The organism is Tepidimonas sp., assembly GCF_046292505.1.
Classification (GTDB): domain Bacteria; phylum Pseudomonadota; class Gammaproteobacteria; order Burkholderiales; family Burkholderiaceae_C; genus Tepidimonas.
Genome location: NZ_JBKBQX010000010.1, coordinates 16,420 through 35,042, shown reverse-complemented (window position 1 = coordinate 35,042; position 18,623 = coordinate 16,420). Strand labels below are relative to the sequence as shown.

Annotated in this window: 15 protein-coding genes, 1 tRNA gene and 2 pseudogenes; 17 read left to right on the top strand and 1 reads right to left on the bottom strand. The window is 67.8% G+C overall.

Translation table 11 applies throughout. The annotated features are described in order from the left end of the window. Positions 1-91 precede the first annotated feature (91 nt). Positions 92-1,438: pseudogene (locus ACK4TH_RS06510) on the bottom strand (CheR family methyltransferase); the annotation flags it as partial. A gap of 83 nt (positions 1,439-1,521) precedes the next feature. Here ACK4TH_RS06510 and tsaD point away from each other — a divergent pair. From tsaD to nuoH, 17 genes and pseudogenes are all read left to right on the top strand, one after another. Next, positions 1,522-2,580: a tRNA (adenosine(37)-N6)-threonylcarbamoyltransferase complex transferase subunit TsaD gene (tsaD, locus tag ACK4TH_RS06505; protein WP_409624006.1), complete on the top strand. Its 1,059-nt coding sequence runs from the start codon at positions 1,522-1,524 to the stop codon at positions 2,578-2,580. 202 nt (positions 2,581-2,782) lie between these two features. Continuing rightward, complete coding sequence (locus tag ACK4TH_RS06500; protein ID WP_409624004.1) at positions 2,783-4,117, top strand: branched-chain amino acid ABC transporter substrate-binding protein; 1,335 nt, start codon at positions 2,783-2,785, stop codon at positions 4,115-4,117. Between the two features lie 9 nt (positions 4,118-4,126). After that, positions 4,127-5,344: pseudogene (locus tag ACK4TH_RS06495) on the top strand (pyridoxal phosphate-dependent aminotransferase); the annotation flags it as partial. A 127-nt stretch (positions 5,345-5,471) separates the two neighbouring features. Then, positions 5,472-5,738 carry a 30S ribosomal protein S15 gene (rpsO, locus tag ACK4TH_RS06490; RefSeq protein ID WP_068609165.1) on the top strand — a complete coding sequence of 89 codons (267 nt, stop codon included), beginning with the start codon at positions 5,472-5,474 and terminating at the stop codon, positions 5,736-5,738. A gap of 256 nt (positions 5,739-5,994) precedes the next feature. Continuing rightward, positions 5,995-8,121: a polyribonucleotide nucleotidyltransferase gene (pnp, locus tag ACK4TH_RS06485; protein WP_409624002.1), complete on the top strand. Its 2,127-nt coding sequence runs from the start codon at positions 5,995-5,997 to the stop codon at positions 8,119-8,121. 40 nt (positions 8,122-8,161) lie between these two features. Beyond that, positions 8,162-9,163: an NAD(P)H-quinone oxidoreductase gene (locus tag ACK4TH_RS06480; RefSeq protein ID WP_409624079.1), complete on the top strand. Its 1,002-nt coding sequence runs from the start codon at positions 8,162-8,164 to the stop codon at positions 9,161-9,163. A 14-nt stretch (positions 9,164-9,177) separates the two neighbouring features. After that, positions 9,178-9,927 carry a triose-phosphate isomerase gene (gene tpiA / locus ACK4TH_RS06475; RefSeq protein WP_409624077.1) on the top strand — a complete coding sequence of 250 codons (750 nt, stop codon included), beginning with the start codon at positions 9,178-9,180 and terminating at the stop codon, positions 9,925-9,927. Between the two features lie 45 nt (positions 9,928-9,972). Continuing rightward, positions 9,973-10,356, top strand: coding sequence for a preprotein translocase subunit SecG (gene secG / locus ACK4TH_RS06470; RefSeq protein WP_409624000.1), 384 nt, complete (start codon positions 9,973-9,975; stop codon positions 10,354-10,356). Positions 10,357-10,490: 134 nt separating this feature from the next. Next, positions 10,491-10,575, top strand: a tRNA-Leu gene (locus ACK4TH_RS06465). 50 nt (positions 10,576-10,625) lie between these two features. Then, on the top strand, positions 10,626-10,985 hold the full coding sequence (locus ACK4TH_RS06460; RefSeq protein WP_334153716.1) for an NADH-quinone oxidoreductase subunit A: 360 nt from the start codon (positions 10,626-10,628) through the stop codon (positions 10,983-10,985). A gap of 57 nt (positions 10,986-11,042) precedes the next feature. After that, positions 11,043-11,522, top strand: a complete 480-nt coding sequence (locus ACK4TH_RS06455) for a NuoB/complex I 20 kDa subunit family protein (protein WP_068609170.1) — start codon at positions 11,043-11,045, stop codon at positions 11,520-11,522. 49 nt (positions 11,523-11,571) lie between these two features. Further along, on the top strand, positions 11,572-12,210 hold the full coding sequence (locus ACK4TH_RS06450; protein WP_409624075.1) for an NADH-quinone oxidoreductase subunit C: 639 nt from the start codon (positions 11,572-11,574) through the stop codon (positions 12,208-12,210). A gap of 30 nt (positions 12,211-12,240) precedes the next feature. Then, a complete protein-coding gene (locus ACK4TH_RS06445; RefSeq protein ID WP_409623997.1) occupies positions 12,241-13,494 on the top strand; it encodes an NADH-quinone oxidoreductase subunit D in 1,254 nt (417 codons plus the stop codon). Further along, positions 13,491-14,021, top strand: coding sequence for an NADH-quinone oxidoreductase subunit NuoE (nuoE, locus tag ACK4TH_RS06440; protein ID WP_409623995.1), 531 nt, complete (start codon positions 13,491-13,493; stop codon positions 14,019-14,021). Before ACK4TH_RS06445 ends, nuoE begins: the two co-directional genes overlap by 4 nt. Continuing rightward, complete coding sequence (gene nuoF, locus ACK4TH_RS06435) at positions 14,018-15,370, top strand: NADH-quinone oxidoreductase subunit NuoF (RefSeq protein ID WP_409623993.1); 1,353 nt, start codon at positions 14,018-14,020, stop codon at positions 15,368-15,370. The genes nuoE and nuoF overlap by 4 nt, the downstream gene beginning before the upstream one ends. A gap of 13 nt (positions 15,371-15,383) precedes the next feature. Next, positions 15,384-17,531 (top strand): NADH-quinone oxidoreductase subunit NuoG, encoded by a 2,148-nt coding sequence (nuoG, locus tag ACK4TH_RS06430; protein WP_409623991.1) that lies wholly within the window; start codon positions 15,384-15,386, stop codon positions 17,529-17,531. After that, the gene (gene nuoH, locus ACK4TH_RS06425) at positions 17,528-18,610 is read left to right on the top strand and encodes an NADH-quinone oxidoreductase subunit NuoH (protein WP_068609892.1); all 1,083 of its coding nucleotides are present in this window, start codon (positions 17,528-17,530) and stop codon (positions 18,608-18,610) included. Before nuoG ends, nuoH begins: the two co-directional genes overlap by 4 nt. Positions 18,611-18,623: the final 13 nt, after the last annotated feature.

Genomic DNA, 18,623 nt, shown 5'->3' with positions numbered 1-18,623 from the left:
CGCGCCTGGGGTGGCGCCGCCCCAGACCCGGCAGCGGCTGGCGGGCAGGAGCATCGCTGCGCTTGCGCCACAGATGCTCCTGGACGGAAACGGCCTGGAACCAGGGGTGGACGCGGCTCGACAAGCCCTCGGAGCGCCCCAGCATCAGCAAGCCTTCGGGCACCAGGGCGTAGTGCAAACGGCTCAAGACGTCGTCCTTGGCCTCGCCCTTGAAGTAGATCAGCACATTGCGGCAGGCCACCAGGTCCATGCGCATGAACGGCAGATCCTGCACGACGTCGTGGTGGGCGAACACGCAGCGCCGGCGCAACTCCTGCTGCACCCGCAGCGTGTGCCCGATGCGGGTGAAGTACCGTTCGCGCCATGCCGGTGGCAGGCCGTGGACGCTGTCTTAGTCGAACACCCCGTTACGCGCCTACTCCAGGGCCGGGTCGCTGACGTCTGAGCCCAGCACCACCCAGTCCATGGTGCAGCCCAGCTCGGCCAGGACATCGTCGGTCAGCATGGCCAGGCCGTAGACTTCCTCGCCGGTCGAGCACCCCACCGACCACAGGCGCAGGGTGGTCGCGCCCGCGACGTGGCGGGCCCGGATGTATTCTCGCCACGCCAGGCGCAGCGCATTGAACGCCGACGGATTGCGCAGCCATTCGGTCACGCCGATGGTGAGCGATTGCAACAACGCTTGCACAAGCTGAGGGTCGTTCTGCGCGTCCTGGGCGAGTTGGGTCAGGCTGGACGCGCCATGCTGGCGCATCACACGCTCGAACTGGCGGCGCAGCGTCGCCTCCTGGTATTGGCCCAGATCCAAGCCGGAGCGGTTGCCCAGGCGTTCGACCAGTGCGCGAAAGGCGGAGCGTTCGCCGGCCATGTCGGCCGTTCCGTGCCCGGCTACGGGGCCTTCGATCCAGTCGCCCAGGCGCCGGCCCAGTGCCACGGCGCTGGCGACGTGGTCCGCCAGTCCGCGGTCGATCAGGGCGTGCGGCATGCTGTAAAACGGGGCCTCGCTGGGTTGTTCGGCCCAGACCGCGCCACCGGCCTCGCGCACGACGCGCGCGCCCACCGCCCCGTCTTGGCCCGTGCCGGACAGCACGATGGCCAGCGCATGCCGCCCCAGCCCCCGCGCGGCGGAGCTGAACAGGCGGTCCAGCGAGGGCACGGGCGCCGGGCCGGACTTGGCGGCATACAACCGCAGCACACGGCCGTCGATTTCGACGTGGTGTCCAGGCGGGGTGACGTACAGCAGGCCGCCACGAAGGGGCGTGCCGTCTTCGATGGACTGCACGGGGATGCGCGTGACCGCCTGCAGCAATCGCACCAGGGCCGACGGTTCGCTGCCGGCGAGGTGCTGGGCCACGATGGCCGCCACGCGAGGGTCGTGCGGCATCGCGGCCACCAACTCGCGCAGCGGCTTCAATCCTCCGGCAGAAGCGCCGATCAAGGCGACCAGGCGCGGTGACGCTGCATTCAATTGGACGATCCCTTCGACCGGACCGTTGTAGGAGGAATGCGTACACTGCACCCATGAAAATTTTAGGGATCGAATCGTCGTGTGACGAAACCGGTGTCGCCTTGGTCGAGGCCGCGCCGCAGGGCGTGCCGCGCCTGCTCGGGGCCGCGCTGCACAGTCAGGTGGCCATGCACCGGGACTATGGCGGGGTGGTGCCGGAGCTGGCCAGTCGCGACCACATTCGCCGCGTGCTGCCCCTGACGGAGGCCGCGTTGGCCCAGGCCGGAGTGGCGCTGCACGACGTCGATGCGGTGGCCTACACCCGTGGTCCGGGACTGGCCGGGGCGCTGTTGGTGGGAGCGGGCGTGGCCTGTGCCTTGGCCGCCGCGTTGGACGTGCCGGCGGTCGGTGTGCACCATTTGGAGGGGCACCTGCTGTCGCCCTTCTTGAGTGCCGATCCACCGGCCTTTCCCTTCGTTGCCTTGCTGGTCTCGGGCGGGCACACGCAACTAATGCGCGTGGACGGCGTGGGGCGCTACCACCTGTTGGGCGAGACCATCGACGACGCGGCTGGAGAGGCGTTTGACAAGTCGGCCAAGGTGCTGGGCCTGGGGTACCCGGGCGGTCCGGCCTTGTCGCGGTTGGCCGAGCCGGGTGACCCCGCCGCGTTTGCGCTGCCACGGCCACTGTTGCACAGCGGCGATCTGGATTTTTCGTTCGCTGGACTGAAGACGGCGGTGCTGACCCAGGCGCGCAAGCTGGGCCCGGCGCTCGAGGCCCGCAAGGCGGACCTGGCGGCGGCGACCGAAGCGGCCATCGTCGATGTGCTGGTGCACAAGTCGCGTGCCGCGCTCAAGGCCACGGGCTTGAAACGTCTGGTCGTCGCCGGTGGGGTGGGGGCCAACCGGCGCCTGCGCGCCCAATTGAGCGAAGCGGCGACGCGCCACGGCTGGCGGCTGCATTACCCCGAGGTTGCCTGGTGCACCGACAACGGGGCCATGATCGCGCTGGCGGGTGCGATGCGCTGGCAGGTGGGCGCCTGGTCCGCCGGGGATCGGGAGTGGGCCTTCGACGTTCTGCCCCGTTGGCCGTTGGAGGCCGTGGCCCTCGCGCCCGACTCGGTGGCGGAGTAGCCGGCCCAGGGGTGGCCCGTGCGCGGCGGGCGCTGCCCGAGGGGCGCCCCGACGCTGAGGCTTCCACCTCTAACCACAGCTCCATAATTATGAATTATTAATGGGTTTTCCCGCTAGAATCCGCCCCGCACGGCATGGCGATGCGCGGGGTCGATCCCGGCCGCGATCCGGCGAACACGACACAGAGAAAGGAATCGAACGCATGACGCATGGACGGCACGCGGGACGGCGACAGTGGTTGGTGCGCGCCGGCGCACTGGGGTTGGCGGGATGGATCGGGGCGGTGTCCGCCCAGTCGGCGGCGGGGCGCGGGGATGGGGCCATCCGGCTGGCCCTGATCGAAACGCTTTCCGGCCCGATGGGCAACACCGGCGAGGCGGTGTTTCGCAATCTGGTGTGGGCGGCCGAACGTGTCAACGCCCGTGGCGGCATCGAAGTCGCTCCCGGGGTGCGTCGGCCGCTGCAGATCGTGCGCTACGACAGCAAAGGGCAGCCGCAGGAGGCGCTGTCGGCGCTGCAAGCCGCACTCGACGATGGCATCACCCTGATCGCACAAGGCAACTCGTCCGCGGTGGCCGCGGCCCTGATCGAGGCCATCAACCGCCACAACGAGCGCGAGCCGCAACGGCAGGTGCTGTTCCTCAACTACTCGGCGGTCGATCCCATCCTCACCAACGAGCGCTGCAGCTTCTGGCACTTTCGCTTCGACGCCCACGCGGACATGCGCATGGCGGCGCTGATGAGTGTGCTCAAGGCCGATACCGAGGTGCGCAGCGTCTACCTGATCGGGCAGGACTACAGCTTTGGCCAGGCGGTGCTGCGGGAGGCCCGGCGCCAGCTCGCCCTGCAGCGCCCCGATGTGCGCATCGTGGGGGAGGAGCTGCACCCCATGGCGCGCATCAAGGATTTTTTGCCCTACGTCACCAAGATCAAGGCCAGCGGTGCCCAGGCGGTCATCACCGGCAACTGGGGCAATGACCTGACGCTGCTGGTGCGCGCCGCGCGCGAGGTGGGTTTCGAAGGCAAGTTCTACACCTTCTACGGCAATGCGCTGGGGGCGCCCGCCGCCATCGGCGACGCGGGCATCGGCAAGGTGATTGCGGTGGCGGACTGGTTCCCCAACGCGCCGGGTGCGGAGTCGCGCCGCTTCTACGAGGCTTTTCGGCAGCGCTTCCCCAACCCCGCGGACGACTATGTGCACATGCGGATGCAGCTCATGGTCGAGGCGCTGGCCCAGGCCATCGAATCCGCGGGCCGCACGGGGGCCGCTGCGGGCAGTGCGGCTACACTGCCGGGGGCGGCGCGCATCGCGCGGGCGCTGGAGCAGGCGGATGTCGCCTTGGCCGGGCAGCGCCTGCGCATGCGGGCGGCCGACCATCAGGCCCAGCAGCCGTTGATGGTCGCCGTCATGGACCGGCAGGGCGCCCCCGGCGTGCCGTTCGACGTCGAGGGGTCGGGGTATGGCTTTCGGGTGCTGCAGCGGCTGGATGCCGCCGCGGCCGAGCAACCCCATGCCTGCCGGATGACCCGTCCCTGAAGCCGGGCCGCCCGCGACCCGGAGGAGTTTTCCGCCATGCGTTCCGTCGTCGCCGCGCTCGAAGAATCCCGCATCCGAGAGGTGGCCAATGCCGGTCTTGGCCGTCCCGATGTGTTGCGTTTCTGGTTTGGCGAGAGCGACGAAGTCACGCCCGAGGTCGTGCGCGCCGCGGCCATCGCGTCGCTGCAGGCGGGCGAGACCTTTTATGCCCACAACCTGGGGTTGCCGGAGCTGCGCGAGGCGATCGCCGCCTACATGGCACACACCCATCCGGCCCAATCCCGTCAGGCCGCCGAGTGGTTTGGCCGGATCGCGGTCACGTCCGGCGGCGTCAGCGGCCTGATGCTGGCGGCCCAGGCGCTGGTCGATGCGGGCGACGAGGTGGTCGTCGTCGAGCCAGCCTGGCCCAATCTGGTCGCCCAGCCGCGCATTCTGGGGGCGCGGGTGCGCACCGTGTCACTGGCGCCGAACGCGCACGGCCACTGGCGGCTGGACCTACCCGCGCTGCTGGGCACCATCACCCCGGCGACCCGGCTGCTGGTCGTCAACTCGCCCAACAACCCCACGGGCTGGACGCTCGACGCCCGCGAGCAGGCGGCGATTCTGGCCCGCTGCCGCAGCACGGGGACGTGGATTGTGGCCGACGAGGTGTACGAGCGTTTGTATTACCCCGATGGCGAAGGCGCTGGCGACACCGCCTGCGCGCCGAGCTTTCTCGATCTGGCCCAACCCGAGGATCGGCTGATCGTCGCGCACAGCTTCTCCAAAAGCTTTTTGATGACCGGATGGCGCCTGGGCTGGCTGGTCCTGCCGCCGTCGTTGACCCACGCGCTGGGCAAGCTGGTCGAGTACAACACGAGCTGCGCGCCGGTGTTCGTCCAGCGGGGGGCGCTGGCGGCCTTGCAACAGGCGCACGAGCTGGTGCCGCCGCTGGTGGCGCGCTTTCGGCAGGGGCGCGACACCCTGCTGGCGGCGTTGACGGCACTGCCGGGCGTGCAGGCGGCGCCGCCCCCGGGGGGCATGTATGTGTTCTTCCGCTTGTCCGGGCGGGGCGATGACGATCTGACGCTGGCCAAGCAGCTCGTGCGGGAGGCGGGCCTGGGGCTCGCGCCCGGCAGCGCCTTCGGCGACGCCGGCCGGGGGTGGCTGCGCTGGTGCTTTGCCAGCCGCGATCCGGCGCGCTTGCAGCAGGGCGTCGACCGCCTGCGGGATTGGTTGCGGCTATAATGTGCGGCTGCCCTGCGTCGTGCGGGGCGCATCACGCCCGCTGCGGCAACGCGCCGTCCCATGGGTGTCATCCCATGGGCGGTCAAGCGCTCACCTGCGGCAGGTCGCATGTTTATCCGAGGTATCCATGATTGCTTCCGACGTCAAAGCCAAAGTCATCGCCGACAACGCCCGTGGCCCCAACGACACGGGCAGCCCCGAGGTTCAGGTCGCGCTGCTGACGGCCCGCATCAACGAGCTGACCCCCCACTTCAAGACCCACGCCAAGGACCACCACGGTCGCCGCGGCCTGCTCAAGCTGGTGAGCCGCCGCCGCAAGCTGCTCGACTACCTGAAGGCCAAGGACGCCGACCGCTATGTCGCGCTGATCCAGAAGCTGGGCCTGCGCAAGTAATCGGCGATCGACCACGCCATCGGGTGTATGCCCGCCATGCACGTCAAGCGCCCGGGGCCGGCCGTCGGTCCAGGGCGCTTTTTGTTGCATCACGACCGTTTTTCCCGCCTGAGGGTCGATCCGGCCTGAGGGCACTGCGGCCACAGCGGCCCAGAGCGAAGCTGTGTCATTCCAATGCCGTCCCGTCCGTCTGGGGCCGCGCTGGAATGGCATCGTGTTCTGACGCTGGCGGCCATCCTCTCCAGGAGTTGCATCCATGAGCCTGTTTCAGAAACACACCAAGACCTTCCAGTGGGGCCGTCACACGGTCACGATGGAGACCGGCGAGATCGCGCGCCAGGCCACCGGCGCCGTGCTGCTCGACATGGACGGCACCGTCGTGCTGGCCACCGTCGTCGCTCGCCCCGAGGCCAAGCCCGGCCAGGACTTCTTCCCGCTGACCGTCGATTACGTCGAAAAAGCTTATGCCGCCGGCAAGATTCCCGGCAGCTTCTTCAAGCGCGAGGGCCGTCCGAGCGAGTACGAGACGCTGACCAGCCGTCTGATCGACCGTCCGATCCGGCCGCTGTTTCCGGATGGCTTCTTCAACGAGGTGCAGATCGTCGTCCACACGCTGTCGCTCAATCCGGACGTGGACGCCGACATCCCGGCGATGATCGCCTCCAGCGCCGCGCTGGCCATCAGCGGCATCCCGTTCAACGGCCCGATCGGTGCGGCGCGCGTCGGTTACATCAATGGCGAGTACGTGCTCAACCCCAGCCCGGCGGACAAGGCCAATTCGCGCCTGGATTTGGTCGTGGCGGGCACCGAATCGGCGGTGCTGATGGTGGAGTCGGAGGCCGACCAACTCACCGAAGAAGTGATGCTGGGCGCGGTCGTCTTTGGCCACGAGCAGGGCAACATCGCGATCGCCGCCATCAACGACCTGGTGCGCGCGGCCGGCAAGCCGGCCTGGAACTGGCAGCCGCCGGCGCGTGACGAGGCGCTGATCGCCAAGGTCACCGAGCTGGGCGAAGAGCGGCTGCGCGCGGCCTACCAGATCCGCAACAAGCAGGCGCGCACCCAAGCCTGCCGCGAGGCCTACGCCGCCGTCAAGGCGGGCCTCGCCGAGCAGGGCATGGCGTTCGACGAGGTCAAGGTCGATGGTCTGCTGTTCGAGATCGAGGCGCGCATCGTGCGCCAGCAGATCCTGAGCGGCGAGCCGCGCATCGACGGGCGCGACACGCGCACCGTGCGCCCGATCGAGATCCGCACCGGCGTGCTGCCGCGCACGCACGGCTCGGCGCTGTTCACCCGCGGCGAGACGCAGGCGCTGGTCATCGCCACCCTGGGCACCGAGCGCGACGCGCAGATCATCGATGCGCTGTCGGGCGAATACCAAGACCGCTTCATGCTGCACTACAACATGCCGCCGTTCGCCACCGGCGAGACGGGGCGTGTCGGCGCGCCGAAGCGGCGCGAGATCGGTCATGGCCGCCTCGCCAAGCGCGCGCTGGTGGCCTGCCTGCCAAGCAAGGACGAGTTCCCGTACACCATCCGCGTCGTCTCCGAGGTGACCGAATCGAACGGCTCCTCGTCGATGGCCACCGTCTGCGGTGGATGCCTGGCGCTGATGGACGCCGGCGTGCCCATGAAGGCGCACGTGGCCGGCATCGCCATGGGCCTGATCAAGGAAGGCAACCGCTTCGCGGTGCTGACCGACATCCTGGGTGACGAGGACCACCTGGGCGACATGGACTTCAAGGTCGCCGGCACCACGCAGGGCGTCACGGCGCTGCAGATGGACATCAAGATCCAGGGCATCACCAAGGAGATCATGCAGGTGGCGCTGGCCCAGGCCAAGGAGGCGCGGCTGCACATCCTGGACAAGATGCAAAGCGCCATTGCCGGCGCGCGCGAGGACATCTCGGCCTACGCGCCGCGCCTGTACACCATGAAGATCAACCCGGAGAAGATCCGCGACGTGATCGGCAAGGGCGGCGCCACCATCCGCGCGCTGACCGAAGAGACCGGCACGACGATCGACATCGCCGAGGACGGCACCATCACCATCGCCTCCACCGACGCCGACCGCGCGGCCGAGGCGCGCCGCCGCATCGAAGAGATCACCGCCGAGGTGGAGGTCGGTCAGATTTACGAAGGCCCGGTGACCAAGATTCTGGACTTTGGCGCTCTGGTCAACATCCTGCCCGGCAAGGACGGTCTGCTGCACATCAGCCAGATCGCCCACCAGCGCGTCGAGAAGGTGTCGGACTTTCTGCAGGAAGGGCAGATCGTCAAGGTCAAGGTGCTCGAGACCGACGACAAGGGCCGCATCAAGCTGTCGATGAAGGCCCTGCTGGACCGTGGCGAATCGGCCGCCCAGCAGCAGCAACAGCAGTGAGCCGGGTTTGGCCGGCAGGAGGTGTCCCGTGGCCCCGCTGATGCACGCGATCGAGATCTCCGCCTACGGTGCGCCGGACGTGCTGCGTTTGGTGCAGCGACCGCGTCCGGAAGCGGGCGAGGGCGAGGTGCGCATCCGCGTCAGCGCTTCGGGCGTCAATCGGCCCGATGTGCTGCAGCGGCGCGGCCAGTACGCCCCGCCGCCCGGGGCGCCCGATCTGCCGGGGCTGGAGGTGGCGGGTGTCATCGACAGCGGTGATGTCGAGGCGATGGAAGCCGCGGGCTTGCGCATCGGCGATCGCGTCTGTGCGCTGGTGGCGGGCGGGGGCTACGCCGAGTATTGTGTGGCCCCGATCGGCCAGTGTCTGCCCATTCCGCGTGGCTGGAGCGATGTCGAGGCTGCGGGCATTCCGGAAACCTTCTTCACCGTCTGGAGCAACGTTTTCGACCGCGGTCGCCTGCAGGCCGGTGAGACCCTGCTGGTGCAGGGGGGCTCCAGCGGCATCGGCGTGACGGCCATCCAGATGGCGCGCGCCATGGGCGCGCGCGTGCTGGTGACGGTCGGCTCGGCTGAAAAGGCCGAGGCCTGTGTGCGCCTGGGCGCCGACCAGGCCATCCTGTACCGCAGTCAGGACTTCGTGGCCGAAGTGGCGCGGCTGACGGGTGGGCGGGGCGTCGACGTGATCCTCGACATGGTCGCAGGTCCCTACGTCGCGCGGGAGATCGACTGCCTGGCCGAGGACGGCCGGCTGGTCATCATCGCGGTGCAGGGCGGAACCGACGCAGCGTTCGACGCAGGCAAAGTGCTGCGCCGGCGCCTGACCATCACCGGCTCCACCTTGCGCCCACGGTCGGTGGCGTTCAAGGCCGCCATCGCGCGTGAACTGCGCCAGCACGTCTGGCCGCTCATCGAGCGCGGGGCGATCCGCCCGGTGGTGCACCGCGTCTTTCCGGCTGGGCAGGCGGCGCACGCCCATGCCCTGATGGAGAGCAACCAGCACATCGGCAAGATCGTGCTCGACTGGACGGGTGCCGCGGCCTGACGCCGCGCAGGAGGATTGGGGTGCGCAAGCTGATCGCGGGCAACTGGAAAATGCACGGCAACCTGGCCGACAACGACGCGTTGCTGCGCGCGTTGCGCGACGGGTTGGCGGCCGGTGCGCGCGCCGATGTGGCCGTGTGCGTGCCGGCCCCGTATTTGGGGCAGGCGCAGGCCTTGTGCGCCGGCAGCCCCGTGACCTGGGGGGCGCAGGACGTCTCGGCGCATGAGGCCGGCCCCTACACCGGCGAGGTCAGCGCGACGATGCTGCGCGACTTCGGCTGCCGCTGGGTCATCGTCGGCCATTCCGAGCGGCGCCAGTACCATGGCGAGACGGACGAGGCGGTCGCCCGCAAGGCGCAGCGCGCGCTGGCCTGCGGCATTACCCCCATCGTGTGCGTCGGCGAGACGGAGGCCCAGCGCGCGCAGGGCGACACCGAACTGGTCGTCAAGCGCCAGCTCGCCGCGGTCATCCATGCCGTGGGCCATTGCGTCACCGAAATCGTGGTCGCCTACGAGCCGGTCTGGGCGATCGGCACGGGGCGCACCGCCACGCCCGAGCAGGCCCAGGCGGTCCACGCCGTGCTGCGCGCGCAACTGCGCGCGGCGGCGACCAGTGACCGGCGCGTGCGCATCCTCTACGGCGGCAGCATGAACGCCGCCAACGCCGCGGCGCTGCTGGCCCAGCCCGACATCGACGGGGGACTCATCGGCAGCGCGTCGCTCAAGGCCACCGAGTTCCTCCACATCATCGCGGCGGCGCCCTGACCGGGGTGCGCCGATCGGATTGTTTGTCAACTTTCAGGAGTCTTCATGAACGTGCTGTTCACGTTGTTGATGGTGGTGCAGGTGCTGTCCGCACTGGCCATGATCGGTCTGGTGCTGGTGCAGCACGGCAAGGGCGCCGACGCCGGTGCGGCGTTTGGGGGTGGGGCGTCGGCCAGCCTGTTCGGCGCGTCGGGCGGTGCCAATTTCCTGTCGCGCAGCACGGCCGTGCTGGCGACGGTCTTCCTCGCCTCGACGCTGGCGCTGGCTTTCATGGGCTACCAGCGCCCGAAGGCCACTGGCTCCGGCAGCGTGCTCGAAAGCGTGCCGGCCGTCCCGGTGGCGCCGGCCGCTCCGGTAACCCCTGGCGCCTCTGGCACCGCCCCGGCCCAGTCGCCGGCAGGGGGGGCGGCGCAGATTCCGGGTCAGTGAGACCGCAGTCGCGGGCGACCGCGCCCGCGTGCCCCGGAAAGGGGAACTTTTCCGGGTACAATCTCCAATATCGTCGATGCACGGTTCGCAGCTGGAGCGGTGCAGCCAAATCCAGCGCTCGACGATGTCCCCTTGCCGACGTGGTGGAATTGGTAGACACGCTATCTTGAGGGGGTAGTGGCGAAAGCTGTGCGAGTTCGAGTCTCGCCGTCGGCACCAATCCAGATACCGATGAAGCGCCCGCAGGGCGCTTTTTTCCGGAGACGCCTGTGAGCCTTGAGCAGTACCTTCCCGTATTTCTGTTCATTCTGGTGGGCTTGGGTGTCGGAGTACTCCCACAGGTATTTGGTTACTTGCTCGGCCCGAATCGTCCGGATCCCGAGAAAAACTCCCCCTACGAATGCGGTTTCGAGGCCTTCGAGGACGCGCGCATGAAGTTCGATGTGCGCTATTACCTCGTGGCCATCCTGTTCATCCTGTTCGATCTGGAAATCGCCTTTTTGATTCCCTGGGCGGTGGCGTTTGCCGACATCGGTGCGACGGGCTTCTGGGCGGGTGTGATGTTCCTGATGATCCTCGTGGTGGGTTTCGTCTACGAGTGGAAGAAGGGCGCGCTCGACTGGGAGTGAGTCGGCGCGAAAGGCGGCACGGTAGGCGAAACGACAGGCAGTACCTGGGAGCGACAGATGATCGAAGGCGTGTTCAAGGAAGGCTTTTTCACCACCAGCTATGACGCCGTGGTGAACTGGGCCAAGACCGGATCGCTGTGGCCGATGACCTTCGGGCTGGCGTGCTGCGCGGTGGAGATGATGCACGCCGCGACGGCGCGCTACGACATCGCCCGCTTTGGTGCCGAGGTGTTCCGTGCCAGCCCCCGGCAATCCGATCTGATGATCGTCGCCGGCACGCTGTGCAACAAGATGGCGCCCGCGCTGCGCAAGGTGTACGACCAGATGGCCGAGCCGCGGTGGGTGCTGTCCATGGGGTCGTGCGCCAACGGTGGCGGGTACTACCACTACAGCTACTCCGTGGTGCGCGGCTGCGACCGCATCGTGCCCGTCGATGTGTATGTGCCGGGCTGCCCCCCGACGGCCGAGGCGCTGCTGTACGGGATCATCCAGTTGCAGCACAAGATTCGCCGCACCAACACCATCGCCCGTGTCTGACGGGGCGACCCGGCGCGGTGCCTGAGGAGGAATATCCATGACCTCGACGATGCAAGCCGCCGACTGGGCGGCGCTCGCTTCCCAATCCGTCCGTCCGGCGGAGGAGGCGGTACGCGACGCCGTGGCCGCCGCCCTCGGCGAGCGGGCCCAGAGCGTGACCCTGTCCCGCGGTGAGGTGACCGTGGTGGTGCCGGCGTCGCAGTACCTCGAGGCCATGCGCATCCTGCGCGACGCCCCGGGTTGCCGCTTCGAGCAACTGCTCGACTTGTGTGGTGTGGATTATTCGACCTATCGCGACGGCGCCTGGGAAGGTCCGCGCTTCGCCGTCGTGTCCCATCTGCTGTCGGTCAGCCTGAACCAGCGCGTGCGGGTGCGCACCTTCTGCCCCGATGACGACTTTCCAGTCATCGACTCTGTGACGTCGGTCTGGCCCTCGGCCAACTGGTACGAGCGCGAAGCGTTCGACCTGTTCGGCATCGTGTTCGAAGGCCATGCGGATCTGCGTCGCATCCTCACCGATTACGGCTTCATTGGCCACCCGTTCCGCAAAGACTTCCCCCTGTCCGGCCACGTCGAGATGCGCTACGACCCCGAGCGGCGGCGTGTCATCTACGAGCCGGTCACGATCGAGCCGCGCGAAATTACCCCGCGCATCATCCGCGAAGACGCGTACGGGGGGCTGCACTGACGGGCCGCGCGCCCCGAGGGTAGATCCGTCATGGCTGACATCAAGAACTACACCCTGAACTTCGGTCCGCAGCACCCGGCCGCGCACGGCGTGCTGCGTTTGGTGCTGGAGCTCGACGGCGAGGTCGTGCAGCGCGCCGACCCGCACATCGGTCTGCTGCACCGCGCCACCGAAAAGCTCGCCGAGCACAAGACGTTCATCCAGTCGCTGCCGTACATGGACCGGCTGGACTACGTCTCGATGATGTGCAACGAGCACGCCTACTGCCTGGCGATCGAAAAGCTGCTGGGCATCGAGGTGCCCATCCGCGCGCAGTACATCCGCGTGATGTTTGCCGAAATCACGCGTCTGCTCAACCACCTGATGTGGTTGGGCTCGCACGGCAACGACTGCGGCAGCTCCACGATCCTGTTGTACTGCTTCCGCGAGCGCGAGGACCTGTTCGACATGTACGAGGCCGTGTCCGGCGCGCGCATGCACGCGGCCTATTTCCGCCCTGGCGGGGTCTACCGCGACCTGCCGGACACGATGCCGCAGTACAAGGTCAGCAAGATTCGCAACGCGCGTGCGCTGGAGGAACTCAACCAGAACCGCCAGGGTTCGCTGCTGGACTTCATCGACGACTTCACGCAGCGTTTCCCCAAGTACCTGGAGGAGTACCACACGCTGCTGACCGACAACCGCATTTGGAAGCAGCGCACCGTGGGTATCGGTGTCGTGTCGCCCGAGAAGGCGCTGGCCATGGGCATGACCGGCCCCATGTTGCGCGGCTCCGGCATCGCCTGGGACCTGCGCAAAAAGCAGCCTTACGAGGTGTACGACCGGCTCGACTTCGACATCCCCGTGGGCAAGACGGGTGACACCTACGACCGCTACCTCGTGCGCATGGAGGAGATGCGCCAGTCCAACCGCATCATCAAGCAGTGCGTGGACTGGCTGCGCGCCAACCCGGGGCCGGTCATCACCGACAACACCAAGGTCGCACCGCCCAAACGCGAGGCGATGAAGGCCAACATGGAAGAGCTGATCCACCACTTCAAGCTCTTCACCGAAGGCTTCCACGTCCCCGAGGGTGAGGCCTATGCGGCGGTCGAGCATCCCAAGGGCGAGTTCGGCATCTACTTGGTCAGCGACGGTGCCAACAAACCGTACCGCCTGAAGATCCGCGCACCGGGCTTCGCCCATCTGTCCTGTCTCGACGAGATGGCGCGCGGCCACATGCTGGCCGACGCCGTGGCCATCATCGGCACCATGGACATCGTGTTTGGAGAGATCGACCGATGAGCACCGAATCCCGCACCGTCGAGCCGATGGTGCTGTCCGAGGCGACGCTGGCCCGGTTCGCGCGCGAGGTCGCCAAATACCCGGCCGACCAGCGTCAGTCCGCGGTGATGGCGTGTCTGGCCATCGTGCAGCAGGAGCAGGGCTGGGTCAGCCCGGCCGCCGAGCGGGCCGTGGCCGATTACCTGGGCATGGCCCCGATTGCCGTGCACGAGGTCACGACCTTCTACAACATGTACAACCAGCAGCCGGTCGGGCGGTTCAAGCTCAACGTCTGCACCAACCTGCCGTGCCAGTTGCGTGACGGCGCCAAGGCGCTGCAGTATCTGGCCGACAAGCTGGGCATTCGCCCGGGCGAGACCACGGCCGACGGCATCTTCACCCTGCAGCCCTGTGAGTGCCTGGGTGCCTGCGCCGATGCGCCGGTGATGCTGGTCAACGACCGCCACATGTGCAGCTTCATGACGACCGAGCGGCTGGACCAACTGGTCGACGGCCTGCGCGCCACGGCTGCGGAGGGCCAGGCATGAACGTCAACCAACTCCTGCAGCAGTTCCAGGCGACCGGTGTGCAAACCTGCTTCCACGGCCGCCACATCCAGCCGCAGATCTACGCGGGTCTGGACGGTACCAACTGGCGCCTGAAGGACTACGAGGCGCGCGGCGGGTACCAGGCGCTGCGCCGCATCCTGGGCAAGGACGGCGGCGAGGGCCTGACGCCCGATCAAGTGATTGCCGAGGTCAAGGCCAGCGCCCTGCGCGGGCGCGGTGGCGCGGGCTTCCCCACCGGACTCAAGTGGAGCTTCATGCCGCGCCAGTTTCCGGGCCAAAAGTACCTCGTGTGCAATTCGGACGAGGGCGAACCCGGCACCTGCAAGGACCGCGACATCCTGATGCACAACCCGCACATCGTCATCGAGGGCATGGCGATCGCGGCGTATGCCATGGGCATCTCGGTCGGCTACAACTACATCCACGGGGAAATCTTCCAGGTTTACGAGCGCTTCGAGGCCGCGCTGGAAGAGGCGCGTGCCGCCGGCTACTTGGGCGACGACATCCTGGGCAGCGGTTTCAGCTTCCAGCTTTACGCCCACCACGGGTTCGGCGCCTACATCTGCGGGGAAGAGACCGCGCTGCTCGAGTCGCTGGAGGGCAAAAAGGGTCAACCGCGCTTCAAGCCGCCGTTTCCGGCCAGCTTTGGCCTGTACGGCAAGCCGACCACCATCAACAACACCGAGACCTTCGCCGCGGTACCCTGGATCATCCGCAACGGCGGCCAGGCCTATCTGGAAGTCGGCAAGCCCAACAACGGCGGCACCAAGATCTTCTCGGTCAGCGGGGACGTCGAGCGGCCCGGCAACTACGAAATTCCCCTGGGCACGCCGTTTGCCAAACTGCTGGAGTTGGCCGGTGGCGTGCGCGCCGGGCGTCAGCTCAAAGCGGTGATTCCGGGTGGGTCCTCGGCGCCAGTGCTGCCCGCTTCGATCATGATGGACTGCACGATGGACTACGACGCCATCGCCAAAGCGGGCTCCATGCTGGGGTCGGGCGCCGTCATCGTGATGGACGACACGCGCTGCATGGTCAAGTCGCTGCAGCGGCTGAGCTACTTCTACATGCACGAGTCCTGCGGCCAGTGCACGCCGTGCCGCGAAGGCACGGGCTGGCTGTGGCGGGTGGTCGATCGCATCGAGAACGGCCAGGGTCGCCCCAGCGATCTCGACCTGCTCGACAACGTGGCCGAAAACATCATGGGCCGCACGATCTGTGCGCTGGGCGACGCGGCGGCGATGCCGGTGCGCGGGATGATCAAACACTTCCGCCACGAGTTCGTCCACCACGTCGAACACAAGACCTGCATGGTCCCGGCCTACGTCTGAAGTGAGCGCCTCCATGGTTGAAATCGAACTCGACGGCAAGAAGGTGGAGGTTCCGCCCGGCAGCATGGTCATGCATGCGGCCGAAAAGGCGGGCGTCTACGTGCCGCACTTCTGCTACCACAAAAAGCTGTCCATCGCGGCCAACTGTCGCATGTGTCTGGTCGATGTGGAGAAGGCGCCCAAGCCCATGCCCGCCTGCGCCACGCCGGTGACGATGGGCATGGTCGTGCGCACCAAGAGCGACAAGGCCATCAAGGCGCAGAAGGCGGTGATGGAGTTTTTGCTCATCAACCACCCGCTGGACTGTCCGATCTGCGACCAAGGCGGCGAGTGCCAGTTGCAGGACTTGGCGGTGGGCTACGGCGGCACGCGCTCGCGCTACGAAGAGGAAAAGCGCGTCGTCTTCCACAAGAACGTCGGGCCGCTGATCTCGATGGAGGAGATGAGCCGCTGCATCCACTGCACCCGCTGCGTGCGCTTCGGGCAGGAGATCGCCGGCGTCATGGAACTCGGCATGAGCCACCGCGGTGAGCATTCCGAGATCGAGACCTTCGTCGGCCAGACGGTGGACTCGGAACTCTCCGGCAACATGATCGACCTGTGCCCGGTGGGCGCGCTGACCAGCAAGCCGTTCCGCTATGCCGCGCGCACCTGGGAGCTGTCGCGGCGCAAGAGCATCAGTCCGCACGACTCCACCGGCGCCAACCTCATCGTGCAGGTCAAGGGCGACCGGGTGCTGCGCGTCGTGCCGCTGGAAAACGAAGCCGTCAACGAGTGCTGGATCGCCGACCGCGACCGCTTCAGCTACGAGGCGCTCAACGGGCCGGACCGGCTGACGCAGCCCATGATCAAACAGGGCGGCGAATGGCGCACGGTGGACTGGCCAACCGCGCTGGAGTACGTCGCCAATGGCCTGAAAGGCGTGCGCGAGCAGCACGGCGCGGGCGCCATCGGTCTGCTGGCCAGCCCCCATGCCACCGTCGAGGAGCTGGCGCTGGCGCGTGCGCTGATGGCCGGATTGGGCTCCCTCAACCTGGACCACCGGTTGCGTGCCGCCGCGTTCGACCACGCTGCGCCGGCGGGTCAGGCCCGCTGGCTGGGTCTGCCGATTGCCGATCTGTCCACGCTGGAGCGGGTGTTCGTCGTCGGCTCCAACCTGCGCAAAGACCATCCGTTGTTTGCGCAGCGCATTCGACAAGCGGCCCGCAAGGGGGCTCAGGTGTCGGCGCTGGCAGGGCGGGCTGTCGATTGGGCGATACCCCTGCACCGCGTGCTGACCGCACCGGCTGCCGACTGGGTGGCCGCCTTGGCCGCCGTCGCCGCTGCGGTGGCCGAAGCCAAGGGCGTCGCCGTCCCCGCGGGGGCGGAAGGTGTTGCCGCCAACGACGCCGCCCGGGCGGTTGCGCAGTCGCTGCTCGGCGGCGAGCGCAAGGCCGTGCTGTTGGGCAATGCCGCGGCACACCATGCCCGCGCGGCATCGCTGCTGGCCCTGGCACAGTGGATCGCGGAGCAGACCGGTGCCCGCTGGGGCTACCTGACCGAGGCGGCCAACACCGTGGGCGCCCAACTCGTCGGCGTGTTGCCGGGTGAGGGTGGGCTGGATGCGCGGCGCATGATGGGCGGCGCGCTCAAGGCCGCCGTGTTGCTGGGCGTGGAGCCGGGCGCCGATACCGCGGGCGACGGTGCCGCACTGGCCGACGCCGAGCTGGTCGTGACGTTGAGCCCCTTCAAGACCAACCTCGACATCAGCGATGTGCTGTTGCCGGTGGCGCCGTTTACCGAGACCTCCGGCTCGTTCGTCAATGCCGAGGGGCGGCTGCAAAGCTTCCAGGCCGTGGTCAAGCCGCTCGGCGAAACCCGCCCCGGCTGGAAGGTGCTGCGCGTGCTGGGTAATCTGCTGGGGCTGCCCGGCTTCGAGCAGACCTCGTCGCAGGAGGTGCTGGCCCAGGTGCTGCCGGGTGTGGCCCATGGCGACGTCGTGCCGGCCGAACGGCTGAACAACCGCGTCACGGTCGCGGGCATCGACCTGACGCTGGCCGAGGGCGAGCCCTGTGTGGCCGCCATCTACCAGTTGGATGCGCTGGTGCGGCGCGCGCCCGCGCTGCAGGCGACGGCGGATGGCCGTGCGGCCCGGGCCGCCGCTGAAGGAGTGTGCGCATGATCGACGCGATCTATCAAGGAGGGCTCCACCTCAGCACGGCGGCGTGGTGGACGCAGGCCGGTTGGCCGGTGATTTGGATCCTGCTCAAGATCGTCGTGTTGCTGGCTCCGCTGATGCTGCTGGTGGCCTACCTGACGTGGTGGGAGCGGCGACTGCTCGGCTTCATGCAGGTGCGTCTTGGGCCCAACCGTGTCGGGCCGTTCGGCTTGCTGCAACCGATCGCCGACGCGCTCAAGCTGTTGACCAAGGAATTGATCCGCCCCACGGCGGCCAACGGTGGGTTGTTCCGCCTGGGGCCGATCATGGCCATCATGCCCGCGCTGGCAGCGTGGGTGGCCATTCCGTTCGGGCCGGACGTCGTGCTGGCCAACGTCAACGCCGGCCTGCTGGTAATTCTGGCCATCACGTCGATCGAGGTCTACGGCGTCATCATCGCCGGCTGGGCGTCCAACTCCAAGTACGCCTTCCTGGGTGCGCTGCGCGCCTCGGCGCAGATGGTCAGCTACGAGATCGCGATCGGCTTTTGCTTCTTGGTGGTGGTGATGACCGCCGGCAGCCTGAATCTGTCGGAGATCGTCGCCTCGCAATCGCGCGGTGTGGCGGCCGACATGGGGCTGAACTTCCTGTCGTGGAACTGGCTGCCGCTGCTGCCCATTTTCATGGTTTACCTGATCTCGGCGGTCGCCGAGACCAACCGCCACCCCTTCGACGTGGTCGAGGGCGAGGCCGAGATCGTCGCCGGGCACATGGTCGAGTACTCGGGTATGGGCTTTGCGATCTTCTTCCTCGCCGAGTACGCCAGCATGTGGCTGGTGTCGATCCTGGCGGTGCTGATGTTCCTGGGCGGGTGGCTGCCGCCCATCGACAGCGCCGTGTTCAACGCCATTCCGGGTTGGGTCTGGCTGGGCCTGAAGACCACCGTCGTGGTGTCCATGTTCATCTGGATCCGGGCCACGTTCCCGCGCTTCCGCTACGACCAGATCATGCGTCTGGGCTGGAAGATCTTCATCCCGGTGACGCTGATCTGGCTGCTGCTGGTCGGCGCCGTGATGCAGACGTCGTGGAATCCCTGGAAGTGAAGGAGGGCCGTTC